We start from the raw sequence: 25,478 nt of genomic DNA, 5'->3' as shown, positions 1-25,478 counted from the left end.
TTTGACCCTGCCCCACGTTTTTGTTATGCCCGCGCCACAGCCGAAACGCGCATGGGGCGCATGGCCATCCGGGCCCGGCATTTTCTGACGCGCGGGCCAGGTCTAGTGTCCGCTTGAACCGGACATACATGACAAAGTTTAACGAACTGAACCTGAACCCGAAGGTCCTCAAAGCCATTGAGGAAGCTGGATACGAAACTCCGACACCGATCCAGGAAGGCGCAATTCCAGCCGCGCTGGAAGGGCGCGATGTTTTGGGGATTGCCCAGACCGGCACCGGCAAAACCGCCAGCTTCACCCTGCCCATGATCACACTGCTCGCACGCGGGCGTGCGCGAGCGCGGATGCCCCGCTCGCTGGTCTTGTGCCCGACGCGGGAACTGGCAGCACAGGTGGCCGAAAACTTCGACACCTACGCCAAGCACCTCAAGCTGACCAAAGCGCTGCTGATCGGCGGCGTATCGTTCAAAGAGCAAGATGCTCTGATTGATCGCGGTGTTGACGTTCTGATCGCCACCCCGGGCCGTTTGTTGGACCATTTCGAGCGTGGCAAGCTGTTGCTGACTGGTGTTCAGATCATGGTGGTGGATGAGGCCGACCGGATGCTCGATATGGGCTTTATCCCCGATATTGAACGCATATTCTCGCTGACACCCTTCACCCGCCAGACGCTGTTCTTCTCGGCCACCATGGCACCTGAGATCGAACGGATCACCGACACCTTCCTGTCAGCCCCAACCCGGGTTGAAGTCGCGCGTCAGGCCACCGCCTCGGAAACCATCGAACAGGGCGTGGTGATGTTCAAAGGCGGTCGTCGGGATCGTGAGGCAAGCCAGAAACGCAAAACCCTGCGCGCGCTGATCGATGCCGAAGGTGACAAATGCACCAACGCCATCATCTTCTGCAACCGCAAGACGGATGTGGATATCTGCGCCAAATCACTGAAGAAATACGGCTACAATGCCGCCGCGATTCATGGTGATCTGGACCAGTCGCAGCGAATGAAAACACTGGACGGATTCCGCGATGGATCACTGCGGCTGCTTGTGGCCTCGGACGTTGCGGCACGGGGTCTGGATATCCCCTCGGTCAGCCATGTGTTCAATTTCGACGTTCCCGGCCATGCCGAGGACTACGTCCACCGCATCGGCCGCACCGGTCGTGCTGGGCGCGAGGGCAAGGCGATCACGATCTGCTCGGGCCGCGATGAAAAGGCGCTGGCCGCGATCGAAAGCCTGATTCAGAAAGACATTCCGCGCATCGACAATCCGGTCAAGGCAGACGAGCCCAAGCCCGAGGCGCCAAAGCCAGAGAAGAAGGCCAAAGCGTCGGACAACAAAAAGAGCGAGAGCCGCAAAGAGCGAGAGCCCAAAACCCGTGGTCGTGGGCGTCGCGACGATGGCGGGCCAGCAGTTGTAGGCATGGGGGATCACCTCCCCAGCTTTATCGCTCTCAGCTTTGATGAGCGTCGCGCTGGCTAGATTGTCAGCACAAGCGCCAGTATCGACAAGCCAAGCAACGTCATCCCGGCGATCTCGCGCCGGGTGATGGTTTCACGGAAAAACAGCAGCGATGCGAACAGGCTGAGGATCAGTTCGATCTGACCCAAGGCCTTTACATAGGCTGCGTTCTGCAACGTGAAGGCGAAGAACCAGCAAAACGAACCACAGAGGCTGGTCAGGCCGACAAAAACACCGGTCAGGCGAGTCTCCCACACCGCGCGCAGCTCGGCCCTGTCTCGCCAAAGCAGCCACAGCCACATGCTGAGAAACTGAAACGTTACCACGACGGCCAGTGTCACAAGTGCCCGGAACCACGCATCGATGTCGCCCAATTGCAAAGAGGCGCCGCGATAGCTGACCGAGGAGAATGCGAATAACACGCCTGACCCCAGTCCAAGACGCGAGGCTTTGTTTGTCAGATGTTGCCACCAAGCGCCGCTGCCTCCGGGCGTTTTTGACAATAACAGGACGGCCAGCAACCCAAGCAGAATTGCCCCCAGCGCCCCGGTAGAGACCTGATCGCCGAGGACAAGGAACCCCACAATAGCGGTTTGAATCACCTCAGTTTTCTTGAACGTAATCCCTACCGCAAAGTTGCGCTGCTTGAACAATGCCACAACGCAGATCGTGGCCAATATCTGTGTGGTCCCGCCGATGACAGCAAATATCCAGAACTTCGCCGACAGCGCTGGCATTTCGTACCCCGTCGCGCCCAAAGCAATGAAAAGCCCCAGCAAGGCCAATGGCATGGAATAGGCGAATCGTGCAAATGTCGCCCCGGCAGCCGAAAGCTTCACGCTGCTCAGGGATTTCTGCAGCATGAACCGCACCGTCTGGAACGATGCGGCCGCGATGGTGACGGGAATCCATAAACTCATGGCTTCCCTTCTGTCGTTAAATCAAGGCTTTGGCCAGAGCGGATGTGCCACCGGATCTTTGGCGCGCCAGAAATACTCTCGGAATATCTGCCCGTACGAACGGTAGACATAAGCCTCGTTACAGGCCAGGTACCTTTCCTTGCCCGTGCGGTAGAGTGCAGGCAATCGGTACCAAGGTGCTGATGGGTTCATATGATGAACGACGTGCAAGTTATTGTTCAAAAACAGAAATGCAAGGATGCCACGGTCTTCTACGATCACTGTGCGCGCGCGCGATTTCTCATGCGCGCGGTGTTCCAGGAATGTGCGGATCTTGACCAAACCCAACCCGATATATGCTGAAAGGGCGAAGGCCCAGATCGGCATTTGCGAAAGCGCGACGATCCAAAGAGTCGCGACAACGCCGGGCATATGCAGCGCCCATGCCAACAAAATCGCCCGATCTCCGCGAAGTGCACCACGCAGTTCATCCCGCAAGAACGCAACCTGCCCAATTGCAGGCCCCAGAACCATCCGCCCCAGCAAAGTATTGTTCACTTGATACATCCGCCTCTGCCAACCGGACAGAGACGCCCAGACCTGTGGGTCAAGATAGTTGGTCTCAGGGTCATCGTAGGGATCGGTTAGGTTCGCGTCACAGTGATGCGCCAGATGCAGGTCTCGAAACCGATTGTAAGGAATGAACAAAGTCAGCGGCATCGCTATCAGCGCCTCATTCAGCCATTTCTGGCGAAAGGGGTGCCCGTGCAGCGCCTCATGCGTCAGCGAGGAATGCAGAGCGGCTACCAGCCCCATGAAGGGGATCGCCAGCCACAATGATATGCCTGCCAGCCAGAAAATCGCACCAAGCCAAGCGGAATAACAAGCGATAATCAGGGCAAATGTCGCCCATTCGGGCGATTTGGGTGTGACCGGCTCAGCCATTGCGGCCCCACGTGATTCCGGCCCAGATACGCTCGTAAATTACATACATGGTCAAGCCAATGGCTGTATTGACCAAAGCAACCATCCCTCCAAGTGCTGCTGAACCCGTGGCGATCAAACCAACCAGCGTCATCATCGCCAGCCCCATCGCATTCCACACCAGCGCCTTCACGACCGACCTGCGTCGCGTTTCCATTCCAGACCCCATTCTTATTTTTGTAACACCAGCGTTACAGACAGAGCCAAGGGTCGTGAATTCTGAATATGATTAACAATTCTCACCAAAGGTGATATTAATCACCACATGATTGATAAAATCGACAAACGGGATCGTGCCCTGCATTTTCGCCAGCGCCTGGCCCGAGCAATGCAGGATCGAGATGTCAGCCAAAGCGCCCTGGCACGCGACATCGGTGTTGACCGATCGACCGTTTCGCAGTTGCTGACCGGTGCGGGCGCGCGCCTGCCCAATGCGCATGTGGTCGGTAGCTGCGCCTCGGCGCTCGGGGTTTCCGCCGACTGGCTTCTTGGGCTTTCCAACCGACCAGAAAGCGCGGCAGAACTATTGGCCAGTTCCCTCACCCTAACCGAGGCCGCCCGGGCATTGGTTGATGAGCGCATCTTTGAATGGCACCAGGAGGCTGCCGGCTACAAGATACGCTACGTTCCGGCCACCCTGCCCGACATGCTCAAGACCCGCGCCGTGCTTGAATGGGAATACGCTCCGCATCTCGGCCGTACTGCAGATCAAGCCATTGGCGCCTCGGCAGACCGGCTGGCATGGATGCGCAGCGCCCAGTCCGATTATGAGATTGCCATGCCGTTGTACGAGCTTCACAGCTTTGCCTATGCCACCGGTTACTACGAGGGACTACCGCTTCAGGTCCGGTTGGATCAGATCGATCACCTGCTGTCGGTGTGTGAGCAGCTTTATCCACGTCTGCGCATCTATCTATTTGATGCAAAACGTCTTTACTCTGCCCCCGTCACGATATTCGGCCCACTTCTTTGCGTGTTCTATGCCGGAAGCCACTACATGGCTTTCCGAGACCGTGATCGGATTGAGGTCTTTACGCTCCATTTCGACCGGCTGGTTCGAGAGGCGGATATGACCGCGCGTGATTTCCCGGACCATCTACAGCAATTGCGCTCAGAAATCTCTCAGACATGACCTGGGCTCAAAGCTGTAGTATAGTCATTTGGCGCGAAACTACAGACATTCCGATCTGAGATGGAGGATGACGGGAATGGACGCACTCAAAACCGCTGAATACGCACGTGCCCTTTATACGGCCCATGGCGATCGGGCCGAAGCCGAAGCTGCGCAGAAAATGCGCGAATGCGAAGCCGCCGGAAATCAGCAGGAGGCGCAGGACTGGCAAGCCGTCCGCAGCGCCATCCGCCAGATTCGGGGGCCAAATCAGGGCTGATTCACAGTTTCGGGTCAGGATTGACCGTATGGCCATCCACCGCGATTACCTGACCCGACACCAGCCTCGCTGCATCTGAAGCCAGGAATACAGCCATGTTCGCAATGTCCTGCGCCTCTACAAAGCGGCCCATGGACGTGCCCGAGGCATAGCCGTCGTAAACCTGATCCCGGGTCATGCCCTTGGCATCGGCCTCGCGCTGCAACACGCCCTCCATTCGTGGACCTTCGACCGAACCCGGGCAGATCACATTGCAGCGGATTCCGTGCGGCCCAAGTTCCATCGCCAGCGTTTTGCCTAATCCCACCATGCCCCACTTGGCCGCCGCGTACGGCGCGCGGTTGGGGTATCCGTACTGGCCTGCAGTCGATGAAGTGATCAAGATCGCGCCGCTGCGTTGCTGTTTCATCAGAGGTGCAGCGTATTTAGAGCACAAAAATGACCCCTCTAGATTGATGGAAAGGCATGACCTCCAATCCGTCAGGGAAACGTCCTCAACCGCTGCGGTGGGGCCCGCTATCCCCGCATTCGCACAGAGCACATCAAGCCCGTCCCATTCGGTCTCAAGGTCGGTAAACGCAGCCGCGACAGCATCCTCATCCGACACATCAAGCTGGCTTTGCTTCCAATGCGCCGGGCAATCCGCCAACGCATCCGCATCAACATCCGCAACCCAGACCTGAGCCCCGGCAGCATCAAACGCTTCAGCCATGGCCCTGCCGACGCCAGAGGCGCCTGCGGTAATCAAGACGCGGCTGCTCATGCGGGCTTGCGGATCGCCGCGCCCGCGCCTTCGGGATAAGGCAACCCGGCCTGCGCCTCGGCAACCCGTGCCATCGCGGCCTCGATCTCAGGTGAAGGTGGGCTGGGGCGTCGGGTCTCAAGGCTGACATGCAGAAGAAAGCTTTCGCCTGTGGCCAGCAGCGTTTCACCCTCGTACATGCTGTGGAAGACATGCAGCTTCTTGCCCTGCCCTAACAGCATCTGCGTACGGCATTCGATCCGCGACCCCGCATGGGTCTCCTGCATGTAACGGATGTGATTTTCGGCAGTGAAATAGCTGCCGCCTGTCGCGATATACTCCATATCGCAGCCAATGATTTCCATGAAACGATCCGTGGCCGCTGCAAAGGCCTCCAGATATTTAGCTTCATTCATGTGGCCATTGTAGTCGGTCCAATCCAGCGGAACGGCGCGCGACAGCGTGAGGATCGGCTGGCTCAGATCCGCCTCGTCCAGCGTCGGCAGCGCTCCTGGCTTCAAGGCCGCATCATGCTGGTTCAATACCGCCCCTGCACCATAGTTCTGGGCCTTCAGCGCCCGCATCATACCAACGAGGTTATTGTCCCGGATACGCTCCAACTCGCGGATCGAGTACTTGCCAGACTGCGCATCCGACTGATCCGCAATCATGTCGACCAACTCATCGGTGAACTCAGGCACGTCCATGAGCTTGGTCCAGGGCCATTTCAGCGCCGGGCCGAACTGAGCCATGAAATGCCGCATCCCGGCCTCTCCACCGGCCACGCGATAGGTTTCGAACAGTCCCATCTGGGCCCAACGGATACCAAAACCCATGCGGATGGATTCATCGATCTCTTCGGTCGTTGCGATGCCGTCTTTCACCAGCCAAAGCGCCTCGCGCCACACCGCCTCAAGAAACCGGTCGGCAATATGCGCATCAATCTCTTTCTTGACGTGTAGCGGGAAGAAGCCAACCGAGGTCAACAGCTGTTTGGCCCGCCCGATCAATTCGGGTGAATTCTTGTCGGTCGGAACCAGTTCGATCAGCGGCAACAGATAAACCGGGTTGAATGGATGCGTCACCACGATCTGCTCGGGCCGCAACGCAGCCTCCTGCAGCTCCGATGGCTTGAACCCGCTGGTCGAAGACCCGATGATTGCATCTGGATCACAAACCCCCTGCAAGCTCTTGTAAACCTTCAGCTTGAGATCGAGCCTTTCCGGTACGCTCTCCTGAATCCAGATCGCGCCCTGAACTGCCTCACCGAGATCGTCATGAAAGCTCAGGGTCCCTTCGGGCGGCAGAGGTACATCGCTCAACCCCGGCAAAGAACGGCGCGCGTTATCTAACACCTCACCGATCTTCCTCTCGGCTTCAGGGTCGGGATCGTATACCCGAACATCCCATCCGTTCAGCAGGAACCGGGCAGCCCACCCGCCACCAATCACACCGCCTCCGATGATTGCTGCTGTTTTTGCTTGCTGTTCTTTGCCCACGATCCGCCTCTTCATCTGGCCAAAAATATCTCGGGGGTTTGGGGGCTGGCCCCCAATCCGCGACTACTTCGCAACCGGAGCCCGCTTAGTAAGCCCCAACTTTTCACGTACTTCCTGCGGCCCGATCACCCGCGCGCCCATGTTTTCGATGATGCTGCCTGCACGCTCGACCAACTGCCAGTTTTCGGCCAGAACACCCTTTTCCAGCCACAGGTTGTCCTCCAGCCCGACGCGCACATTGCCGCCCGCCAGAACCGAGGCCGCGACATACGCCATCTCATTGCGCCCCAGCGAAAACGCGCTGAACGTCCAGTCATCCGGCACATTGTTCACCATCGCCATAAAGGTGTTGAGATCATCCGGAGCCCCCCACGGCACCCCCATACATAGCTGGACCAGAGCGTTCGGTTCCAGAACACCCTCTTTCACCAGCTGCTTGGCGAACCACAGATGGCCGGTGTCGAAGGCCTCGATCTCGGGCTTCACACCCAGATCGGTCATCATCTGCCCCATCGCCCGCAAGGCGCCGGGCGTATTGGTCATCACATAATCGGCCTCGGCAAAGTTCATCGTGCCACAATCCAGAGTACAGATTTCAGGCAAGCACTCCGCTACATGTGCAACACGTTCAGTGGCACCAACCAGATCGGTTCCAACCTCAGCCAGCGGCAGAGGGTTCTCGACACCTCCAAACACCATATCTCCGCCCATGCCCGCCGTCAGGTTCAGAACCGCGTCTACTTCGGCATCGCGAATGCGGTCCGTGACTTCACGGTACAGCGCCAGATCGCGTGAAGGCGCACCGGTCTCGGGGTCGCGCACATGGCAGTGCACCACGGCCGCACCGGCTTTCGCTGCAGCAATTGCACTATCGGCAATCTGCTTCGGCGAACGCGGCACATGTGGGCTGCGATCCTGTGTCCCGCCCGAGCCGGTGACGGCACAGGTGATAAAGACTTCGCGGTTCATTTCCAAAGGCATGGCGTTATCCCCAGCTTATACCCGGTTTTACCGTGGGTTTTCCCCAGGCTTCTCCCCGGATTCCGATTTGCGTCAACGCCAACTCTGACGCAGCCTTGAGGGAACCACTTAGCAAAATGCGAATCAGACTTGATGAAATCCGCAAAAAACATACTGCAGCCCGAACATCGCGCCCTGAAAACGGCGGTGCTGGTGCTGGACGAATGCAACACACTCAGCTTCGCGGCCGCCGTCGATCCGATGCGTGCTGCCAACCGACTAGCGGATCGGCCCGCTTTTGATTGGGACTACGTCACGGCAACCGCAGAACCCGCGATGCTGACCAGCGCCCTGAGTGTGCAGGGCATTCCCCTGGCCCGGTTGCAGGGCTGCGATCTGTTGATCGTAGTTGCCGGATTCCAATTGGCCCGTCACGCGACGCCCAGCCTGCTCGCCGGGCTCCGCAGGATCGCGGCCACCGGTGCAACAATCGCCGGGATCGATGGCGGCCCCTGGTTGCTGGCTGAGGCTGGATTGCTCGACGGTCACGCGGCGACGACCCATTGGGAGGATTTGGAGAACTTCGCTGCGCGCTTTCCCAATGTCGATGTGCGCCCTGACCGATTTACCGTATCCGATACCCGCCTGACCTCCGGCGGCGCCGTCCCGGCGATCGATATGATGCTCCATATTATTGCTGCACGTCATGGCGCGGGCTTTGCCGCCCGCGTGTCCGGGCTATTCCTCTATGAAGGTGCGTCTCAGCCCTCAAAACCACAAAGCCGCACCGGTGCGCCGCACCGTCACACCGCGCTCACAGCCAAAGCCAACTCATTGATGGAATCCTCACTGGACGACCCCCTGTCCCTTGCGCACATCGCCGATAGACTCGGCACTAGTACGCGCACCCTGCAGCAGCAGTTCCGCCTGCGCCTGAATACAACTCCACAGGATCACTACCTGCAACTCAGACTGGCCGAGGCCCGCCGTCTGGTTACCGATACCGACCTGCCGCTGATGGACGTGGCGCTGGCCACCGGCTTCGCCTCGCAATCCAGCTTCGCCCGCGCGTTCCGAACCGCCCACGGCCTCACGGCTCGCGACCTCAGGCAAGACCGTACGCAACCAACCCATCACTGACACGATCCAACTTCATCTGGCATAAAATACCTCGGGGGAGTCGCCAAAGGCGACGGGGGCAGAGCCCCCATCCCTTCAATATGGCATCGGAAACGCCCGATGCGCCGCACTGATCTCGGCCATCACTTCGGACGACAGCTTCAAATCCTTACCCGCCAGAATATGTTCTAGCTGCGCTACATTTGTCGCGCCAAAGATGGTTGAGGCCATGAACGGACGGCTGCAACACCACGCCAGTGACATGTGGATCGGGTCCAGCCCATGCCGCGCGGCGACATCCAGATAAGCCGCCACTGCATCAAAAACGCGATCTGTTTTGCGCCCGCCCATATTCGGCACCAGCGCCATGCGTGATCCTTCTGGAACAGCACCACCTTGATATTTCCCAGTCAGGAAACCTGCCGCCAACGGTGAGAATGATAGTAACCCGACATCTTCCAGAAGACACAATTCAGCCAGGTCGGTATCGAATAACCGGCAGAGCAAAGAATATTCGTTCTGGATCGACGCGACCCGAGGTCCACTAACCTCATCCGATGCCCGCAACCACTGAGCGGTACCCCAAGCGCTTTCATTCGACAGACCAAAGGCGCGGATATTGCCCTTGTCCACCTGCGCCTGCAGAGCGATCAGGCTTTCGCGCATCTCGTCCATAATCTCGTCCCGGTTGTGACCCGAGGGTGCATAGTCCCAGTTCTGTCGGAACATGTAGCTGCCACGATTTGGCCAGTGGAACTGATAGAGATCTATACAGTCAGTCTGTAGACGACGCAGTGAACCCTCTATCGCCTCAGGTATGGTCTCTTTCGAGATTGGGGCGCCATTGCGCGCATGCACGAACCCTTCACCAGAGTGTTTCGTGGCCAGCACATAGTCCCCGCGCCGCGAAGGATTGGCGGCATTCCAATTGCCAAGAATCTCTTCGGTCCGCCCGACCGTCTCTGCCGAGATCGGGTTCACCGGATACATCTCAGCCGCGTCGACAAAGTTGATCCCACCCGCAAGCGCCATGTCCATCTGGCGGTGCGCCTCAGTTTCCGAGGTCTGAGTACCAAAGGTCATTGTCCCAAGACATAAATCCGACACCATGATCCCGGTGCGGCCCAAAGGCTTCATATCCATTTGAAATCTCCTAAAATATATTTGTGGCCGATCAAGCCTCGGCCTTTTTCTCCCATCGTCCGGATTCCTCGGACCAATACTGTGCCGAACACCCCGCCCCGGTCAGAGCCTTCCACTGCCCGCGCGCATGTTGAACCGCCTCCGGATCATTCCCGTCGAACAGAATGCAGACACGCTCCATGGTCGAAACTTCCTCCGCCTCAACCGTTGCCCCATCGACAGCCATTACACAGGTCGCGCCATTTGCTGCCCCTTGGCCGGTCGTCAGCAGAACGGGCTGTGCCGCGTCGTGCGGGCCACCTTCGCGGCCATGCGGCAGGAACCCGTCCTCAGGTCCCAGCCACAATTTCTCATCCAGCCAGTCCATCCGCACAGGGTCGATACCCCGCACGGCAATCCGCCACCCGGCCTGCCGTGCCTTGTCGAGCAGCACAGGCAATGTGTGCTCTAACGGCTGGCGGGTCAGGTGGTAGAAATAGACGGCACCCATACGCTTACTCGAAATTGTCCTGCACGAACCGGCTTAGCGCGCGGACGCCCCAGCCCGTGGCCCCTTTCGGCGCATAAGAGGTCTCGGAAGAGACAGAGGCCACACCTGCGATATCCAAGTGAATCCACGGCGTCTCTTCCTTGACGAAACGCTGCAGGAACTGCGCTGCGGTGATCGAACCTGCGGGCCGCCCGCCCACGTTCTTCATATCCGCAATGCGCGATTTAAGTTGTTTGTCATAGCCTTCACCCAAGGGCAGCCGCCATGCGCCCTCGTCCTCGGCCTTGGCCGACTTCAGGAAGGCGTCGCAGAAGGTGTCATTGTTTGAAAACACACCGGCATTCTCATGCCCAAGACCAATGATGACCGCGCCCGTCAGAGTGGCCAGATCGATCATGCCCACCGGCTGGAACCGATCCTGCGCGTACCACATGACGTCACATAGAACCAAACGACCCTCGGCATCGGTGTTGATGATCTCGACAGTGTCGCCTTTCATCGAAGTGACCACATCGCCCGGACGGGTCGCATTGCCCGAGGGCATGTTTTCGACCAACCCGACCAGCCCCACGACATTGGCTTTGGCGTTGCGCTTGGCCAACGCTCGCATGGTTCCGGCAACAACACCCGCGCCGCCCATGTCCATGGTCATGTCTTCCATGCCTCCGGCCGGCTTAAGCGAGATACCGCCGGTATCGAACACGACGCCCTTGCCGACCAAGGCCAGCGGCGCGTCATCCTTGTCGCCGCCGTCCCATTGCATCACCACAACTTTCGAGGGGCTGACCGAGCCCTGCCCGACGCTCAGCAGCGTACGCATGCCCAGTTCGGCCAGCTTGTCCTCTTCCAGAACCTCGACCTTCAGGCCCAGCGATTCCATCTCGACCAACCTGTCCGCGAACTCAGTTGTCGTCAGCACATTCGCGGGTTCATTTGTCAGATCTCGTGTCATGCGCACACCGTCTGCGACGGCATAGAGCGGCGCAAAGTCAGCTTCGGCCTCCTCCGGCTTGGAGTGACCGATGGTGATCTCACCCGCCGGGTCTGAGTCCTTGGATTTGTGGACATCGAAATCGTAGGCCCGCAGTACCATGCCCAAGGCTACCTCTTCGATACGCGCGTGATTGGCGGCCATGACCAGCACGGGTTTGCCCGCTGCAGCTTTCGCCAGATTGGCCCCGGCCTTGCGTGCCTCGTCAGAGTCGGGGCGACGCGGCAACACCAGAATATCCAGCGCCTCGGCCACCATTCCGGCAGGCCAGGCCAGCGAAATAACATTACCCGATTTGACCTTGCTGAACCGCTCGCTTTCGACCAGCCGCGCAACCGCGCCTTTGGTCAGGCGATTGGCTCGACGCGCGGCGGGGCTCATCTTGCCATCGGCGGGAATGAGAATGGCCACGCGCCCTTCGGTTTGCGCTATCGCATCAAGGTCAAAGGGGGTGAATCGGACGGGCACAAGACTGCTCATATCATTCTCCTGAAAAATGCGTTGCCCAAGACCTAGCCCGCGCAGCCACCGTTGACCAGATAGCAGTTTTCCCCGCCGGGCAATTGCATTATGGTCGCGCGAAAATAACGGCAGGCTCGGGGGAGAGAACGTGACACCAATCGGCAGTTACAGGCCGTCGCGCATGATTCCATGCCCGATTGTGATTCTTGGATGCCGGGGTTTGACGGGGATGCCCAAGTGATCCTCGACCGCTATTTTGCCCGCCGCTTTATTCAAAGCTTTCTTGTAATCGGCGGTATTTTTCTGACCTTGATGATCCTGATCGATCTGATCGAACAGGTGCGGCGGTTCGATGGTGTTGACCTATCCTTTGGCCAGTTGCTGCAACTGACGTTGCTGAACACACCGGCCGCGATCAGCGAGATGTTGCCCCTGCTGATGATCCTGGCCACCATCGCGCTGTTTGTCGGCCTCGCCCGCAGCTCCGAACTGGTGGTGACCCGCGCTATCGGGCGATCCGGTATCCGAGCCCTGCTGGCGCCCGTGTTGCTTGCGCTGACCATCGGCGCACTTGCTGTGACTTTGCTGAATCCCATCGCGGCCGCGACGTCGGAAGAGTTCCAACGCTTGTCCGATGGCTATCGCAACCAGGGTGGCTCAGCCCTGTCCATCAGCCGCGAGGGGTTGTGGCTGCGCCAGAGCTCAGCCAACGGTCAGTCGGTGATTCACGCAACCGGCACTGTCAACGGCGACCGGTTCGCCCTGCGGAACGTGACCATCACAACGTTCTCATCCGACGGCAAGCCGAACCAGCAAATCTCGGCCCAGCAAGCTGATCTGGAGGATGGATTCTGGACCTTGCATCAGGCCAAAATCTGGCCCATTCAGGACGATCTCAATCCCGAAGCAAATGCCACCAGCCATGAGATCCTGAACCTACCCACAACGCTGACCAGAGACCGGATTCTGGACACTCTCGGGCAAAAGGATTCAGTTTCGGTCTATGATCTGCCCCAGTTGATTCGTGATCTGGGCGAGGCGGGATTTTCAACCAAGCAATATGAGGTCTGGCTGCAGGTACAACTTGCGCGACCCCTGTTTCTGGTTTCGATGGTTCTGATCGGGGCGGCCTTCACAATGCGCCATGTCCGGTTCGGCGGCACCGGAGTTGCCGTGCTGACCGCTGTATTGCTGGGGTTCGGTATCTACTTCATCCGGAATTTCGCCCAAATTCTTGGCGAAAACGGGCAATTACCTATTCTGGTCTCGGCCTGGGCCCCACCCTTTGCGGGCATTCTACTGTCTCTGGGCCTGTTGCTCCATGCGGAGGATGGCTGATGCGCTCCGTCCTGTCTTTGTTGCTGTCGAGCGCACTGATCCTCTCGCTGCCTGCAGCAGTTGCCGCACAGTCCGAACCAGAAGGTGCCGCCAGCGAGGCTGACGCGACTGAACAGAATCAACCCGCCCTACTGGTGGCCGATGAGATATTCATTACCCCGGATCGCAAACTGGTCGCAGAGGGGAATGTCGAGGCCTTCCAAGGCGACGTCAAACTGACAGCGCAAAGCGTCACCTATGATCGCGAAACCGGCGAGCTGACCCTGACCGGCCCAATCCGGATCGATCAGGGCGGAAACAGCACATTGCTGGCCGATTCCGCGCAGTTGGACAGCGGGATACAAAATGGCCTTTTGATGGGCGCGCGCATGGTCTTTGACCAGCAAGTGCAGATCGCCTCAGTCCAGGCCACCCGTGCGGCAGGTCGCTACACGCAATTCAGCAAGGTCGCCGCAACCTCATGTCATGTCTGCGCGAATGGCAGACCCCCGATCTGGCAAATTCGCGCCCGTAAAGTGACCCATGACCAGCTTGAACGGCAGCTCTATTTCGAAGGCGCACAGTTCCGAATACTTGATGTCCCGGTCTTCTACTTTCCCACGCTGCGCCTACCCGACCCGACACTTGAGCGGGCGACCGGCTTTCTCGTGCCGTCGATCCGCACCACTTCGCAACTGGGCACTGGCGTTCAGGTGCCGTATTTCTTCAAGATCGGAGATCACAAGGACCTGACTCTGACGCCGTATCTGTCGTCCAAGACCCGCACACTTGGGTTTCGTTACCGACAGGCATTCAAACGCGGGCGCATTCGGCTGCGGGGCTCTTATACACGCGACGACCTGCAGCCCGGTCAGGATCGGGGGTATTTCTTCGCCGATGGCCGGTTCGGTCTTGGAAATGACTACCGGCTGACATTCGATATCAAAACAACTTCGGATGACTCGTATCTGGCAGATTACGGCTTGCCCGATTTTGACCGCCTTCGTAGCGAAATTGCACTTGAGCGGATCAAGCGTGATACGGCGTTCAGAACCAGCTTCATCCACTACAAGTCCCTTCGGGATAGCGAAAATCAGGATGAAATCCCATCGCGTGTCTTCGACATCAACTATCGAAAGCGACTCTTCCCCAGCACCTTAGGAGGTGAAGTTGAACTAAGCCTCGATGGTCACACCCACACGCGAACCAGTGACGAAGATATTATTGGTCGCGACGTCGCCAGGGCAACATTCGATGCGGAATGGTTGCGCAACTGGACCTTTGCGACCGGATTACGTGCAGAAGCATTGGTGGGCGCGTCAGTGGATACCTTCAATATCCGCAATGACAGCGAGTTTCCGAACAATGTAACCCGCTCGACCCCGCGTGCAGCTTTTACCCTGCGCTACCCCATGCTGCGCCGCGAGCAGTCCGGTGCAACACAAATCCTTGAGCCAATCGCGCAAATTGGTTGGACGCATGTTTCGAACAATGACGTTCCCAACGATGAAAGTACCTTTCAGGAACTCGATCAGGGCAATCTTTTGTCCCTTTCGCGCTTTCCGGCCCCCGACCGCCGCGAAGACGGTGCAACAGCCGTTGTGGGCCTGAACTGGTCTCGGTACAACGCTGACGGCTGGCGGGCGCTGGCGACAATCGGACAGGTCTTCCGGTCCGATGCGGATCCGGATTTCACGCTCACATCGGGGCTGCAGGGTACCAAGTCCGACATTCTGCTTGCCGGGCAATTGAATAACGGCAAGGGGCTGACATTGGCCGCGCGTGGGCTTTTGAACAGCGATTTCAGTTTTACCAAAGCTGAAATTCGTGCAGGCTGGTCTAATGGAGATACGGCAATCTCCGGCGGGTACATCTGGCTCGAACCTGATCCTGCTGAAGCAAATAATGATGAAATCTCGGAACTACGGGTCGGTGGCCGCTACCGCGTAGACCAAAATTGGCTAACCCTTGCTAGCGCACGCTATGATTTCAGCGAATCCGAACCACTCCGCCTTGGGTTCGGCGTGACCTACGAAAATGAGTGTGTGCAGGTAAATGTGAACGTCAACAGACGCTTTACCTCCACATCAAGTATTGAGCCTTCGACAGAATTCGGCTTTACCGTTGCCCTGACAGGGTATTCCGTCGAAGGCGATGGACAGAAGTTTAAGAGAAGATGCAGTTGATCTCAGGTTTCACAAAATCTCTCCGCTCTGGCTGCCGTAGATCGGTGCTGCCGGTGCTGGCTGCCGCGCTTGTTGCAATGGCCACACCACAGGTCCAGGCTCAAAGCCTGTTCTCGCCTGCAATCCGGGTCAATCAGGACATCGTCACCTGGTATGAACTTCAACAACGTCAGCAGTTTCTCGAACTGCTCGGCGTTCCGGGCAGTTCCGAGCGCGAAGTCCGCGAAGCCTTGATCGAGGATCGTTTGCGCAAACAGGCGATGCGCGATGCCGGCATCGAAGCCGCGCCCGAAGATATCCAGACCGGGATTGATGAATTCGCCTCGCGCGGCAACCTTAGCAGCGAAGAGTTTCTGCAGCTGCTCAACGATGCGGGCGTATCAAAGGAAACCGTCCGGGATTTTGTCGCCGATCAACTGTCCTGGCGCGACTTTGTCAGCACCCGCTTTCTGTCGCAGGCTCGTCCCTCGGAAGATGAGATCAACCGTGCTTTGGGTCAGGGTGGCGGCGGCGGCCTGCAGGTTCTGTTGTCCGAAATTATCATTCCGGTAACACCGCAGACCCTGGCGCAGGCTGAAGCCCTTGCCGATGAAATCTCACAACTTCCCGATCAAGACAGCTTTTCTTCGGCTGCTACGCAATACTCTGCCGCTGCCACACGCGAGAATGGCGGGCGACTGGATTGGCTGTCGCTCAACAACCTGCCTCCGGCCCTGCAACCCGTCATTCTGGGCTTGAAAAACGGTGAGATCACCGACCCGCTTTCGCTCCCGAACGCCGTGGCTCTGTTCCAGATGCGCGGCATCCGCGAAGTTGCCGCAGGTGCCCCAACCTATTCCGAGATCGACTACGCGATCTACTACCTTCCCGGTGGCCGCAGCACCGAAACGCTTGCGAAAGCCGAAAAGCTCAAGGAAGAGATCGACACTTGCGATGACCTCTACGGCATCGCCAAAGATCAATCGCCCGACGTGCTGGAACGCCTTACCCAAAGCCCCTCGGCGATTCCACGCGACGTAGCGCTTGAGCTGGCCAAGCTTGATCCAAATGAGGCATCGGCCACGCTGACGCGCAACAACGGGCAGACGCTGATGTTCCTGATGCTGTGCAATCGCACCCGCAACCTGGGCGAAGACACCACCCGTGTGGACGTAGCAAACGCACTGACCCAGCAGCGGTTGCAGGCCCTTGCAAACAGCCTGCTGGAACAGCTGAGGGCCGACGCCGTCATCATCGAACAATGATCGCCCCAATCGCACTAAGCTGCGGTGAGCCCGCCGGGATCGGACCCGAAATCGCAGCCAAAGCTTGGGCAGCCCTGCGCGATACCTGTCCGTTCTTCTACATCGGCGACGCATCACATTTGCCCGATGGAACACCCATTACCCGGATCGCCGACCCGTCTGAGGCCACACCGGCCAGCGCCTCGGCTCTGCCGGTGCTGCATTTCGACTTTCCTGCCCCGAACAGGCCCGGCCACCCCGATCCAGCAAACGCCCTTTCGGTCATCGATTCTATCGAAAAAGGTGTTGAGCTGGTGAGTTCCGGCGCAGCCACCGCACTGTGTACTGCCCCGATCCACAAAAAGGCGCTGATCGACGGTGCGGGTTTTGCCTTCCCCGGCCATACCGAATTTCTTGCGGCGTTGGCAGGCCGGTCGCGCGTGGTAATGATGCTGGCCAGCGAACAGCTCCGCGTGGTTCCTGCCACCATCCACATCCCGCTCTCCCAGGTCCCAAGCGCACTCACCCCGGATGTGCTGCGTGAAACCATCGAGATCACCGCCCAAGGCCTGCGCACCCAATTCGGCATCCCCCACCCTCGCATCGCCATCGCGGGGCTGAACCCCCATGCAGGCGAAGGCGGGAAAATGGGTACGGAAGAGCTTGACTGGATCGCGCCACTGATCGCAGACCTCAATCCAGTCGATTGCACCGTGACCGGACCCCACCCGGCAGACACTATGTTCCACGCCGCGGCGCGCACACGATATGATGCCGCGATTGCGATGTATCACGACCAGGCCCTGATCCCGATCAAGACCCTGGATTTCGACCGCGGTGTGAACGTAACCTTGGGCCTGCCCTTCGTCCGGACCTCGCCGGATCACGGCACCGCTCTGGACATCGCGGGCCAAAGCAGCGCGACCCCCAACAGCCTGATCGAGGCCCTGAAGCTCGCCCAGCGAATGGCGCAGTCCCGCTAATGCTTCATCTGGCCCCAAATACCTCCGCCGGAGGCAAAAAAATCTCTGGCGCTCCCCCTCCATTCTGAACAACGCTAAAGTCATGAGCGCCATCGACTCCCTCCCCCCGCTGCGCGAGGTTATCGCAACTCACCAGCTTTCGGCCCGCAAGTCGCTGGGCCAGAACTTCCTGCTCGACCTCAACTTGACCGCGAAGATCGCGCGGCAGGCGGGTGATCTGACTCAATGCGATGTCCTTGAAATCGGCCCAGGCCCCGGAGGTCTGACTCGCGGGCTTCTGTCCGAAGGCGCGCGCAAGGTCGTGGCCGTGGAAAAGGACACCCGCTGCATCGCCGCCCTGAACGACATCGCCGCCGCCTATCCGGGCCAGCTGGAAGTGATCAACGGCGACGCGCTGGAAATCGAGCCGCTGGCCCACCTGACACCTCCGATCCGGGTGGCCGCGAACCTGCCCTACAATGTCGGGACCGAGCTTCTGGTCCGCTGGCTCACCCCGCCCGAATGGCCGTCCTTCTGGCAGAGCCTGACCCTTATGTTTCAACGTGAAGTGGCCGAGCGGATCGTGGCCCAACCCGGCAACAAGGCCTATGGCCGCCTCGCCATCCTTGCCCAATGGCGGGCCGAAGCGCGCATTGCGATGTCCCTGCCACCCGGAGCCTTCACTCCACCGCCCAAGGTCTCAAGCGCCGTGGTTCACCTGACTGCCCTGCCCGAACCCCGCTATCCCGCTGACGCCGCAACCCTGTCGCGCGTGGTTGCCACAGCCTTCAATCAGCGCCGCAAAATGCTCCGGGCCTCACTCAAAGGGGCAGCGCCAGATATCGAGGACCGCCTGATCGCAGCCGGAATCAAACCCACCGACCGGGCCGAGCAGATCCCGCTCGAAGCCTTCTGCGCGCTCGCGCGCGAAATTCGCAAACCCTGAACGAAAAAACCCCAGGCCTTTGCCCGGGGTTTTCATTCAATTCATGATCGAAAAGCGCTTATTCAGCTGCCTCGGGTGCGTCGCCCTTGTCAGCGGGTGCATCCTCAGCCGCAGGGGTGGCAGTCTTTGGCTTCCGGGTGCGCGGGCGGCGCGGCTTTTCCTTACGCTCGGTCGCTTCGGGTTGCTCGGCATCCTTGCTTTCCGGCGTCTCGACCAGCCCTGTATCGGGCGCAGCCGCCTCATTCCCGAAATCCACAACGTCCGGCTGCGGAGCCTCGGCCGGATCGGCCTGACGGGCTGCTTCGCGTTCCTGACGCTCGGCGCGTTCACGATCACGCTCGGCCTGTCGTTCGCGGTTCTGACGCTCTTGCTCTTCGCGGCGCGCTTCGATCTCGCGCTGCGCTTCGCTCAGCATGCGCAGATAGTGCTCGGCGTGTTGCTGAAAGTTCTCAGCTGCCACGCGGTCATTCGACAGCTGAGCGTCGCGCGCCAATTGGTTGTATTTGTCAATGATCTGCTGCGGTGTGCCACGCACCTTGCCTTCGGGGCCCGAGCTGTCAAAAACTCGGTTTACGACGTTTCCGCCAGAAGGACGATTGCGGTTGTTCTTGGCCCGCGAGCGGGATTTGGAAGATCTCATCTTACTTTACGTCAGCCTTATCAATTCACTGTCGATCAACCCGTATCTAACGCTGCTCAGTGGCTTGTGCCGTTACGCGCTATCGACTTTTTGGGCTTGGCGTCAGGGGTGCGCTGAAACAGCGTCAACCTCGCCGACTAATCCTGAGTAAACATGTCCTGAGCGTTCAGACAAGGGGATTCTCGAAAATGTCGCAGCTTTTTTACATCAATCGGCATTTTTCGGCCTCAGTTTCGCTTAGAAGGCGGCATTCTGGCCCCCACAACACGATCACGCCTGTCCAGATCGGGGATCACCTTTACGCCGGTCAAACCAGCGGCATCAAAAAGGGCAGAAACATAAGCGCCCTGTGTCGGGCCAATTTCAACCAAGATACGCCCGCCGGGCATCAGATAATCCGGGGCCGACGCCGCAATACGGCGATAGGCATCCAGACCGTCGCCCTCATCCGTCAGCGCCATGCGCGGCTCATGCTCACGCACTTCAGGGGAAAGCGCGTGCATCTCGTCCGCTGAAATATAGGGCGGATTCGAAACAATCAGATCGAACTGACCCTCAATGTTTTCGAACCAGTCAGATTGCCGAATCTCGGCGCGCGCCTGGACCTGATGCTGTACTGCATTGGCGCTGGCCTGCAGACAGGCAGCTTCGCTGAGGTCGGCGCCGACGCCCGAGGCACTCGCCCGCTCGGCCAGCAAGGTGATCAGGATACAGCCCGAGCCCACACCCAAATCGAGTACATGATCAAACGGCTCGCTCAGCGCCGCCTCGATCAATGCCTCGGTCTCCGGGCGCGGGTCCAGCACATCGCGACTGACCCGAAACCGCCGACCATAGAATTCACGCTCGCCCAGCAGATGCGATACCGGCACTCGGATGGCCCTTAGCGAGATCAATTGATCGTAGCGTTCCGCGATATCCACCGGCAGTTCCTCGGGCGCGATCAGCGTCACCCGACTGGCCTCGATCCGCGCCGCATGCGCCAGCAGCACCCGCGCATCCCGCGCTGGATCAGGCACACCGGCTGCGCGCAAACGTGCGGTTGCAGCGACCATGGCCTGCGCGGCTGTCAGCGCCGAAATCATTGCGCCATTTCGGCCAGAAGCCGAGCCTGATCATCTGCGGTCAGCGCGTCGATCACCTCATCCAGATCGCCCTGCATCACCTGATCCAGCTTATAAAGCGTCAGGTTAATGCGGTGATCCGTCATGCGGCCTTGCGGGAAGTTATACGTCCTAATCCGTTCCGACCGGTCACCTGAACCGACCTGACTGGCGCGATCCGCCGAGCGTTCGCTGTCGATCCGCTGCCGTTCAAGATCATAAAGGCGCGTTTTCAGCACCTGCATCGCTATCTCACGGTTTCGGTGCTGGGATTTCTCGGAACTGGTCACCACGATACCGCTGGGCAAGTGAGTAATCCGCACGGCCGAATCCGTCGTGTTCACGTGCTGCCCCCCCGCGCCCGAGCTGCGCATCGTGTCAATTCGGATGTCATTGGCATCGATCTGAATGTCCACATCCTCGGCCTCTGGCAAAACCGCCACCGTCGCCGCCGAGGTATGAATGCGCCCACCGCTTTCGGTTTCGGGCACGCGTTGCACGCGATGCACGCCGGATTCGTACTTCATCCGCGCAAAGACATTGTCGCCCTTGATGTGTGCCACCACCTCTTTGATCCCACCAAGATCAGACGCTTGTTCCTCGATGATCTCGAACTGCCAGCCCCGCGCTTCGGCATAGCGTTGATACATGCGCAGCAGGTCTCCGGCGAACAGCGCGGCCTCATCCCCGCCGGTGCCGGGGCGAATTTCCAGCATTGCCGGGCGCGCATCAGCCGCGTCTTTGGGCAACAGCGCCAGCTGCAAGGCATGCTCCGCCTCGGGGATACGCGCCTGCAGTTCTGGAATTTCCTCTTCGGCCAGCTCTTTCATGTCCGGGTCGGACAGCATTGCCTCGGCCTCGGCCAGATCAGAAACCAGCTGACGCCACGCCATGATCTGATCGACCACCGGCTTGAGGTCGGAATATTCCTTTGCCAAAGCTGCAATATCCCCGCCCGAGGCACCATCCGCCATGGCCGCTTCGAGGTATTGGAATCGCTGAGTTATCTGTTCAAGGCGTTCTTCGGGGATCATCCGCGCGGTGTCTATCATCCAGAGGCTTTGGTCAAGGCCCTGCCTTGTGCTAGGCTTGGACCATGAAGCGACTGATAATAGCCCTGACACTCATTGCGACGCCCGGAATGGCCGATGTTGTTGGCCCCGGAGGCAAAGTGCAAGACTGCTATTGCACCGACAAATCCGGCACCCGCATCGAGTTGGGAGAAATGATATGCCTGCAGGTCGACGGCCGCATGTTCATGGCCCAATGCCAGATGTCGCTGAACGTGCCCATGTGGCGCGAGGTGCAAGAGGGCTGTTTGTCGTCAGGGTTGCAGCAAAGCAAGCCACTGGGTGACCCGGTCCCGATTGACGCCGAAATCTCTCCGGCCAAATCTTAATCTGGCATAGATACGCAGCGTATCACCGTCTTGCTGCACGGTGGTGTAATCGGGAAAACTGAACACCTTGGTACGGGTGATATAGGTGATCATGCCCTCTTCCAGCGATCCGGCCAGCACACTGGTGCGTGGTGTTGCGCGCGCAATTTTATCGAGACGCGCCAGCCCATCAGGACCGGTTTCGACGACCCGAACGACACCACCCTTCAGGTCTCGTTCCGTGTCTTCAGGGGCCACATGCCAGCGCACAGGATCTGAAGGCGCAAGTCTGATATAGGCACCCATTGCAAGGCCCACCGCAATCAACAGCCACAGCACCATTTTCATCTGCCCATTCATTCCCGCTATGCCCTGCTTACTCGGTCAGAGGATGGCGTCGCACCCCTATCGTGACGTCACTCCGGGCAGAATGCACAGCATCTCGAACAGCAGATTGGCTGCGGTCAGTGCCGTATTGCCCGACGGATCATAGGGTGGAGATACTTCGACCAGATCGCAGCCCACCACGTTCATGCCCGCCAGCGCATGGATCAACTGCAGCGCCTGCGGAGTGGTCAGACCTGCGATCTCGGGCGTGCCTGTTCCGGGTGCATAGGCCGGATCAAGGCTGTCGATATCGTAGGTAATATAGACCGGGTGATCGTCAACAGTTTTACGGATCAAAGAGCCGATTTCGGTCAGGTTCTGTTGCCACAGCTCCCACGCCGGGTACTGACGGAACCCCCAACCCTGTGCCTCGGTAAAGTCGCTGGCGGCGTAACCCGAGCCTCGAATGCCGATCTGAAAGGTCTTGTCAGGGACAATCAGCCCTTCCTCATAGGCGCGGCGGAAGACAGTGCCGTGGGTTTCCTTTTCACCGAACATCTCATCATTCACGTCAGCATGAGCGTCCACGTGCACCAGAGCCACCGGCCCGTGCTTGGCCGCCATCGCCCGCAGGATCGGCAAAGTGATCGAGTGATCCCCACCCATCGCCACTGGGACAACACCTTGCGCCAAAATGCCGTCATAGCTTTCCTTGATGATCTTAAGACTGTCGGCGAGCGAGAAAGTGTTGATCGCCAGATCGCCGATATCTGCGATCTGCAAATGGTCGAACGGTGCCGCGCCATTGGACATGTTATAAGGCCGGATCATCGCACTTTCACTGCGAATCTGCTTGGGTCCGAACCGCGTGCCCGACCGCCACGAAGTGCCGATATCCATCGGAACCCCCAGGATCGCCACATCCAGCCCGTCCAGCGACGACGCCTGTGGCAACCGCATAAACGTGTTCGGCCCCGAAAACCGTGCCAGATCATTGCCGCCAATCGGTTGGTTGTATTGGGTCATGTACTGTCTCCGATCCGGTGCCTTAACCAAGCAGATACCGGGATTATGCCTAACCAAAGGTTAAGGTTTCACCAGCTTGTTCCACCCAAGCAAGCAAATGATCTGCGTCGCCACATGAGCCCCCGCAATCGCCGTCGCACCAGAGGTATCGTATGGCGGAGATACCTCAACCACATCGCCGCCCTTGATGTTGATCCCGGCGATGTCGCGCAGAATGATCTGCGCCTGAATCGAAGTTAGACCGCCCCAGACCGGTGTGCCCGTCCCCGGCGCAAAGGCCGGATCGAGGCCATCGATGTCAAAGCTCAGATAGACCGGACTGTCGCCCAGAATACCCCTGATCTTCTGCGCCACGGCGGCGGGTCCGGATTCGTAAACCTCGCGCGCGTCGATGATGTTGACGCCCAACGTGTCTTCGTTGGTGGTGCGAATGCCCACCTGAACCGAGCGTTTCGGATCAACCAACCCCGATTTTACCGCCTTGTAGAACATCGTCCCGTGATCCACGCGGGACATGTCGTCATCGGCCCAGGTGTCCGTATGCGCATCGAATTGCAGCAGTGACATTGGCCCATATTTCTCGGCATAAGCTTTGAGGATCGGGAAGCTGATATAATGATCCCCGCCCAGCGTGACCGAAGCGACATCGGCCTTCAGAATGGTCCGAATGTGGTCGGTCAGCGTGTCGGGAAAGGCCGGGATATTGGCGTAGTCATAGGCCATGTCGCCATAATCCACGATGGCCAGCTCACTCAGAGCATCAAAAGGCCAGCCATAAGGCGCATCCGGCGATTGCAGCGCGCTCGCCTCACGGATCGCGCGAGGGCCAAGCCGGGTTCCGGGGCGGTTTGTCACCGCCTGATCGAAAGGCACGCCGGTTACAGCAATATCCGCACCCGTCAGGTCTTTGGTATAAAGCCGCCGCAGGAATGAAGTTGCGCCGCCAAAGGTGTTTTCATAGGACAGCCCCTTAAGATCGGGGTTGGTGAATGCCTCATCCACCTGGTTCTTTGCATCTTCCAGTGCCATGTCTTTTCCCTATCAGCCCAACGGCTGTGCCTTTTCGACGATCCGTGCGAAGAAGGACGCTCCGATCGGCGCGACGTCGTCATTGAAGTTGTATTTCGGATGGTGCAGCCCCGCGCCATCTCCTTGCCCCATGAACAAGTAAGCACCAGGTCGGGCCTGCAGCATGTAGGAAAAATCCTCTGCCCCCATCTCACGCCCAGCATCATCTTTCACGCGTTCCGCGCCGGATACATCCCGCGCCACTTCAGCCGCGAATGCCGCCTTGTCGGCGTCATTGATGGTGGCAGGATAACCCTCCTGATAGTCCAGTTTGGCCTCGACACCGTACGAGGCCGCCTGCCCCGCCACGATCTGCGCCATTCTCTCTTTGACCATCCTTTGCACGGCCGGATCAAAGGTGCGAACAGTGCCGTTCAGATAAGCGGTGTCAGGGATCACGTTATTCACCGTCCCGGTGTGAATCTGCGTCACCGACACCACCAGATCGTCCAGCGCATAGTGGTTGCGGCTGACGATGGTTTGGATCGCCTGCGCCATCCCGCAAGCTGCCATCACTGGGTCGCGCGTCTCATGCGGCATTGCCCCGTGGCCGCCCACGCCCTGAATATGGATCTCAAACGTATCTACTGCGGCCATCAGCGGCCCCGGCGTGGTTTCGAACAGCCCTTCGGGCCGACCCGGAGTGTTATGGATGCCGTAAACCTGAGAGATATTGAACCGATCCATGATGCCTTCTTCAACCATCACGCCCGCGCCGCCGCCCTCTTCCTCGGCAGGCTGAAAGATCAGCGCAACGCGGCCCGCGAAATTCCGCGTTTCGGCCAGATAGCGCGCAGCACCCAGCAGCATGGTTGTGTGCCCGTCATGACCGCAGGCATGCATCTTACCGGGGTTCTTCGAGGCGTAGTCCACGCCCGTCTCCTCGGTAATCGGCAGAGCATCCATGTCAGCGCGCAGACCAATAGTCGGTCCCACGCCCTGCCCGTTGATGATCGCGACCATGCCGGTTTTGGCGATTCCCTCATGCAGTTCATCTACCCCAAACTCGCGCAGACGCTCGGCCACATAGGCGGCGGTCTCATAGCATTCGAATTCCAATTCGGGGATGGTGTGAAGGTGCTGGCGCCACTTGGCCATATCAGCGGCGTAATCGGCAATTCGGTTGACGACGGGCATCTGGGGTGGACTCCTGATCCTGACT

Annotated in this window: 26 protein-coding genes; 10 read left to right on the top strand and 16 right to left on the bottom strand. The window is 59.0% G+C overall.

Going from position 1 to position 25,478, the window contains the following annotated elements:
• The first annotated feature begins 128 nt into the window (after positions 1-128).
• Entirely contained in the window at positions 129-1,481 is a 1,353-nt protein-coding gene (locus tag ACR0MJ_RS04045) for a DEAD/DEAH box helicase (protein WP_170396782.1), read from the top strand.
• Here the strand turns inward: ACR0MJ_RS04045 and ACR0MJ_RS04040 are convergent.
• Genes ACR0MJ_RS04040 through ACR0MJ_RS04030 form a run of 3 tightly spaced genes read right to left on the bottom strand, consistent with a single transcriptional unit; the run spans position 1,478 to position 3,500 of the window.
• The gene (locus tag ACR0MJ_RS04040) at positions 1,478-2,380 is read right to left on the bottom strand and encodes an EamA family transporter (RefSeq protein WP_480759368.1); all 903 of its coding nucleotides are present in this window, start codon (positions 2,378-2,380) and stop codon (positions 1,478-1,480) included. The genes ACR0MJ_RS04045 and ACR0MJ_RS04040 overlap by 4 nt on opposite strands.
• Positions 2,381-2,401: 21 nt before the next feature.
• A complete protein-coding gene (locus tag ACR0MJ_RS04035) occupies positions 2,402-3,304 on the bottom strand; it encodes a fatty acid desaturase (RefSeq protein ID WP_480759365.1) in 903 nt (300 codons plus the stop codon).
• Positions 3,297-3,500: a DUF2061 domain-containing protein gene (locus ACR0MJ_RS04030; RefSeq protein WP_170396775.1), complete on the bottom strand. Its 204-nt coding sequence runs from the start codon at positions 3,498-3,500 to the stop codon at positions 3,297-3,299. Before ACR0MJ_RS04030 ends, ACR0MJ_RS04035 begins: the two co-directional genes overlap by 8 nt.
• 108 nt (positions 3,501-3,608) lie before the next feature.
• Between ACR0MJ_RS04030 and ACR0MJ_RS04025 the strand changes: the two genes are divergently transcribed.
• A complete protein-coding gene (locus ACR0MJ_RS04025) occupies positions 3,609-4,475 on the top strand; it encodes a helix-turn-helix domain-containing protein (RefSeq protein ID WP_170732373.1) in 867 nt (288 codons plus the stop codon).
• A gap of 76 nt (positions 4,476-4,551) precedes the next feature.
• On the top strand, positions 4,552-4,734 hold the full coding sequence (locus ACR0MJ_RS04020; protein ID WP_170396771.1) for a hypothetical protein: 183 nt from the start codon (positions 4,552-4,554) through the stop codon (positions 4,732-4,734).
• A gap of 1 nt (position 4,735) precedes the next feature.
• Here the strand turns inward: ACR0MJ_RS04020 and ACR0MJ_RS04015 are convergent, their stop codons facing one another.
• The 3 genes from ACR0MJ_RS04015 to bcoG all read right to left on the bottom strand — a co-directional run bounded on the left by ACR0MJ_RS04015 (position 4,736) and on the right by bcoG (position 7,956).
• Positions 4,736-5,497: an SDR family oxidoreductase gene (locus ACR0MJ_RS04015; protein WP_170396769.1), complete on the bottom strand. Its 762-nt coding sequence runs from the start codon at positions 5,495-5,497 to the stop codon at positions 4,736-4,738.
• Positions 5,494-6,975: a carnitine 3-dehydrogenase gene (locus ACR0MJ_RS04010; RefSeq protein WP_480759360.1), complete on the bottom strand. Its 1,482-nt coding sequence runs from the start codon at positions 6,973-6,975 to the stop codon at positions 5,494-5,496. The genes ACR0MJ_RS04015 and ACR0MJ_RS04010 overlap by 4 nt, the downstream gene beginning before the upstream one ends.
• A 63-nt stretch (positions 6,976-7,038) precedes the next feature.
• On the bottom strand, positions 7,039-7,956 hold the full coding sequence (bcoG, locus tag ACR0MJ_RS04005) for a 3-dehydrocarnitine:acetyl-CoA trimethylamine transferase BcoG (protein WP_170800613.1): 918 nt from the start codon (positions 7,954-7,956) through the stop codon (positions 7,039-7,041).
• Between the two features lie 132 nt (positions 7,957-8,088).
• Between bcoG and ACR0MJ_RS04000 the strand changes: the two genes are divergently transcribed.
• A complete protein-coding gene (locus ACR0MJ_RS04000) occupies positions 8,089-9,075 on the top strand; it encodes a GlxA family transcriptional regulator (protein WP_480759357.1) in 987 nt (328 codons plus the stop codon).
• A gap of 75 nt (positions 9,076-9,150) precedes the next feature.
• Here ACR0MJ_RS04000 and ACR0MJ_RS03995 read toward each other — a convergent pair whose 3' ends face one another.
• The 3 genes from ACR0MJ_RS03995 to ACR0MJ_RS03985 are packed head-to-tail and all read right to left on the bottom strand — an operon-like array spanning position 9,151 to position 12,158.
• On the bottom strand, positions 9,151-10,197 hold the full coding sequence (locus ACR0MJ_RS03995; RefSeq protein ID WP_480436753.1) for an aldo/keto reductase: 1,047 nt from the start codon (positions 10,195-10,197) through the stop codon (positions 9,151-9,153).
• 31 nt (positions 10,198-10,228) lie between these two features.
• Complete coding sequence (locus ACR0MJ_RS03990) at positions 10,229-10,687, bottom strand: DNA polymerase III subunit chi (protein ID WP_170732376.1); 459 nt, start codon at positions 10,685-10,687, stop codon at positions 10,229-10,231.
• A gap of 4 nt (positions 10,688-10,691) precedes the next feature.
• Complete coding sequence (locus ACR0MJ_RS03985) at positions 10,692-12,158, bottom strand: leucyl aminopeptidase (protein ID WP_170626835.1); 1,467 nt, start codon at positions 12,156-12,158, stop codon at positions 10,692-10,694.
• 219 nt (positions 12,159-12,377) lie between these two features.
• Between ACR0MJ_RS03985 and lptG the strand changes: the two genes are divergently transcribed.
• The 5 genes from lptG to rsmA all read left to right on the top strand — a co-directional run bounded on the left by lptG (position 12,378) and on the right by rsmA (position 18,774).
• The gene (lptG, locus tag ACR0MJ_RS03980) at positions 12,378-13,478 is read left to right on the top strand and encodes an LPS export ABC transporter permease LptG (RefSeq protein WP_223118273.1); all 1,101 of its coding nucleotides are present in this window, start codon (positions 12,378-12,380) and stop codon (positions 13,476-13,478) included.
• Entirely contained in the window at positions 13,478-15,643 is a 2,166-nt protein-coding gene (locus tag ACR0MJ_RS03975) for an LPS-assembly protein LptD (RefSeq protein ID WP_480759352.1), read from the top strand. Before lptG ends, ACR0MJ_RS03975 begins: the two co-directional genes overlap by 1 nt.
• Positions 15,634-16,887, top strand: a complete 1,254-nt coding sequence (locus ACR0MJ_RS03970; RefSeq protein ID WP_170396753.1) for a peptidylprolyl isomerase — start codon at positions 15,634-15,636, stop codon at positions 16,885-16,887. The genes ACR0MJ_RS03975 and ACR0MJ_RS03970 overlap by 10 nt, the downstream gene beginning before the upstream one ends.
• Positions 16,884-17,849 carry a 4-hydroxythreonine-4-phosphate dehydrogenase PdxA gene (gene pdxA / locus ACR0MJ_RS03965; protein WP_480759350.1) on the top strand — a complete coding sequence of 322 codons (966 nt, stop codon included), beginning with the start codon at positions 16,884-16,886 and terminating at the stop codon, positions 17,847-17,849. The genes ACR0MJ_RS03970 and pdxA overlap by 4 nt, the downstream gene beginning before the upstream one ends.
• A gap of 82 nt (positions 17,850-17,931) precedes the next feature.
• Positions 17,932-18,774: a 16S rRNA (adenine(1518)-N(6)/adenine(1519)-N(6))-dimethyltransferase RsmA gene (gene rsmA, locus ACR0MJ_RS03960; protein ID WP_480759347.1), complete on the top strand. Its 843-nt coding sequence runs from the start codon at positions 17,932-17,934 to the stop codon at positions 18,772-18,774.
• 58 nt (positions 18,775-18,832) lie between these two features.
• Here the strand turns inward: rsmA and ACR0MJ_RS03955 are convergent, their stop codons facing one another.
• The 3 genes from ACR0MJ_RS03955 to prfA form a co-directional block, all read right to left on the bottom strand.
• Positions 18,833-19,414: a DUF4167 domain-containing protein gene (locus tag ACR0MJ_RS03955; protein WP_480759344.1), complete on the bottom strand. Its 582-nt coding sequence runs from the start codon at positions 19,412-19,414 to the stop codon at positions 18,833-18,835.
• A 227-nt stretch (positions 19,415-19,641) separates the two neighbouring features.
• On the bottom strand, positions 19,642-20,499 hold the full coding sequence (gene prmC / locus ACR0MJ_RS03950; RefSeq protein ID WP_170422042.1) for a peptide chain release factor N(5)-glutamine methyltransferase: 858 nt from the start codon (positions 20,497-20,499) through the stop codon (positions 19,642-19,644).
• Positions 20,496-21,551 (bottom strand): peptide chain release factor 1, encoded by a 1,056-nt coding sequence (gene prfA, locus ACR0MJ_RS03945; RefSeq protein ID WP_170396981.1) that lies wholly within the window; start codon positions 21,549-21,551, stop codon positions 20,496-20,498. Before prfA ends, prmC begins: the two co-directional genes overlap by 4 nt.
• 62 nt (positions 21,552-21,613) lie before the next feature.
• Between prfA and ACR0MJ_RS03940 the strand changes: the two genes are divergently transcribed.
• A complete protein-coding gene (locus ACR0MJ_RS03940; RefSeq protein ID WP_480601409.1) occupies positions 21,614-21,916 on the top strand; it encodes a hypothetical protein in 303 nt (100 codons plus the stop codon).
• Here ACR0MJ_RS03940 and ACR0MJ_RS03935 read toward each other — a convergent pair.
• From ACR0MJ_RS03935 to ACR0MJ_RS03920, 4 genes are read right to left on the bottom strand one after another with little or no spacing between them, the layout of a single operon-like run.
• A complete protein-coding gene (locus ACR0MJ_RS03935; protein WP_480759340.1) occupies positions 21,842-22,255 on the bottom strand; it encodes a DUF1499 domain-containing protein in 414 nt (137 codons plus the stop codon). The two genes, ACR0MJ_RS03940 and ACR0MJ_RS03935, sit on opposite strands and share 75 nt — an antisense overlap.
• A gap of 45 nt (positions 22,256-22,300) precedes the next feature.
• Complete coding sequence (speB, locus tag ACR0MJ_RS03930; protein ID WP_170396741.1) at positions 22,301-23,248, bottom strand: agmatinase; 948 nt, start codon at positions 23,246-23,248, stop codon at positions 22,301-22,303.
• A 60-nt stretch (positions 23,249-23,308) separates the two neighbouring features.
• Positions 23,309-24,277, bottom strand: a complete 969-nt coding sequence (speB, locus tag ACR0MJ_RS03925; protein WP_170396740.1) for an agmatinase — start codon at positions 24,275-24,277, stop codon at positions 23,309-23,311.
• 12 nt (positions 24,278-24,289) lie between these two features.
• Positions 24,290-25,453 (bottom strand): M20 aminoacylase family protein, encoded by a 1,164-nt coding sequence (locus ACR0MJ_RS03920; RefSeq protein WP_480759333.1) that lies wholly within the window; start codon positions 25,451-25,453, stop codon positions 24,290-24,292.
• Positions 25,454-25,478: the final 25 nt, after the last annotated feature.

The sequence above is a fragment of the Ruegeria sp. C6 genome, assembly GCF_056537625.1.
The sequence above is the reverse complement of the archived record's forward strand: the minus strand, read 5'-3'. Positions and strand labels throughout refer to the sequence as shown.

Bases quoted from the DNA above. Each gene is read 5' to 3' on its own strand.
- ACR0MJ_RS03970 (WP_170396753.1), top strand. From the start codon at position 15,634: ATGCAGTTGATCTCAGGTTTCACAAAATCTCTCCGCTCTGGCTGCCGT.
- speB (WP_170396741.1), bottom strand. From the start codon at position 23,248: ATGACCCAATACAACCAACCGATTGGCGGCAATGATCTGGCACGGTTT.
- ACR0MJ_RS03995 (WP_480436753.1), bottom strand. From the start codon at position 10,197: ATGGATATGAAGCCTTTGGGCCGCACCGGGATCATGGTGTCGGATTTA.
- ACR0MJ_RS04000 (WP_480759357.1), top strand. From the start codon at position 8,089: ATGAAATCCGCAAAAAACATACTGCAGCCCGAACATCGCGCCCTGAAA.
- pdxA (WP_480759350.1), top strand. From the start codon at position 16,884: ATGATCGCCCCAATCGCACTAAGCTGCGGTGAGCCCGCCGGGATCGGA.
- ACR0MJ_RS04035 (WP_480759365.1), bottom strand. From the start codon at position 3,304: ATGGCTGAGCCGGTCACACCCAAATCGCCCGAATGGGCGACATTTGCC.
- ACR0MJ_RS04020 (WP_170396771.1), top strand. From the start codon at position 4,552: ATGGACGCACTCAAAACCGCTGAATACGCACGTGCCCTTTATACGGCC.
- prfA (WP_170396981.1), bottom strand. From the start codon at position 21,551: ATGATCCCCGAAGAACGCCTTGAACAGATAACTCAGCGATTCCAATAC.
- bcoG (WP_170800613.1), bottom strand. From the start codon at position 7,956: ATGCCTTTGGAAATGAACCGCGAAGTCTTTATCACCTGTGCCGTCACC.
- ACR0MJ_RS03955 (WP_480759344.1), bottom strand. From the start codon at position 19,414: ATGAGATCTTCCAAATCCCGCTCGCGGGCCAAGAACAACCGCAATCGT.
- speB (WP_170396740.1), bottom strand. From the start codon at position 24,277: ATGGCACTGGAAGATGCAAAGAACCAGGTGGATGAGGCATTCACCAAC.
- ACR0MJ_RS04025 (WP_170732373.1), top strand. From the start codon at position 3,609: ATGATTGATAAAATCGACAAACGGGATCGTGCCCTGCATTTTCGCCAG.
- ACR0MJ_RS03975 (WP_480759352.1), top strand. From the start codon at position 13,478: ATGCGCTCCGTCCTGTCTTTGTTGCTGTCGAGCGCACTGATCCTCTCG.
- ACR0MJ_RS04045 (WP_170396782.1), top strand. From the start codon at position 129: ATGACAAAGTTTAACGAACTGAACCTGAACCCGAAGGTCCTCAAAGCC.
- ACR0MJ_RS04030 (WP_170396775.1), bottom strand. From the start codon at position 3,500: ATGGAAACGCGACGCAGGTCGGTCGTGAAGGCGCTGGTGTGGAATGCG.
- ACR0MJ_RS03990 (WP_170732376.1), bottom strand. From the start codon at position 10,687: ATGGGTGCCGTCTATTTCTACCACCTGACCCGCCAGCCGTTAGAGCAC.
- rsmA (WP_480759347.1), top strand. From the start codon at position 17,932: ATGAGCGCCATCGACTCCCTCCCCCCGCTGCGCGAGGTTATCGCAACT.
- ACR0MJ_RS03935 (WP_480759340.1), bottom strand. From the start codon at position 22,255: ATGAATGGGCAGATGAAAATGGTGCTGTGGCTGTTGATTGCGGTGGGC.
- ACR0MJ_RS04040 (WP_480759368.1), bottom strand. From the start codon at position 2,380: ATGAGTTTATGGATTCCCGTCACCATCGCGGCCGCATCGTTCCAGACG.
- prmC (WP_170422042.1), bottom strand. From the start codon at position 20,499: ATGATTTCGGCGCTGACAGCCGCGCAGGCCATGGTCGCTGCAACCGCA.
- ACR0MJ_RS03985 (WP_170626835.1), bottom strand. From the start codon at position 12,158: ATGAGCAGTCTTGTGCCCGTCCGATTCACCCCCTTTGACCTTGATGCG.
- ACR0MJ_RS04015 (WP_170396769.1), bottom strand. From the start codon at position 5,497: ATGAGCAGCCGCGTCTTGATTACCGCAGGCGCCTCTGGCGTCGGCAGG.
- ACR0MJ_RS03940 (WP_480601409.1), top strand. From the start codon at position 21,614: ATGAAGCGACTGATAATAGCCCTGACACTCATTGCGACGCCCGGAATG.
- ACR0MJ_RS03920 (WP_480759333.1), bottom strand. From the start codon at position 25,453: ATGCCCGTCGTCAACCGAATTGCCGATTACGCCGCTGATATGGCCAAG.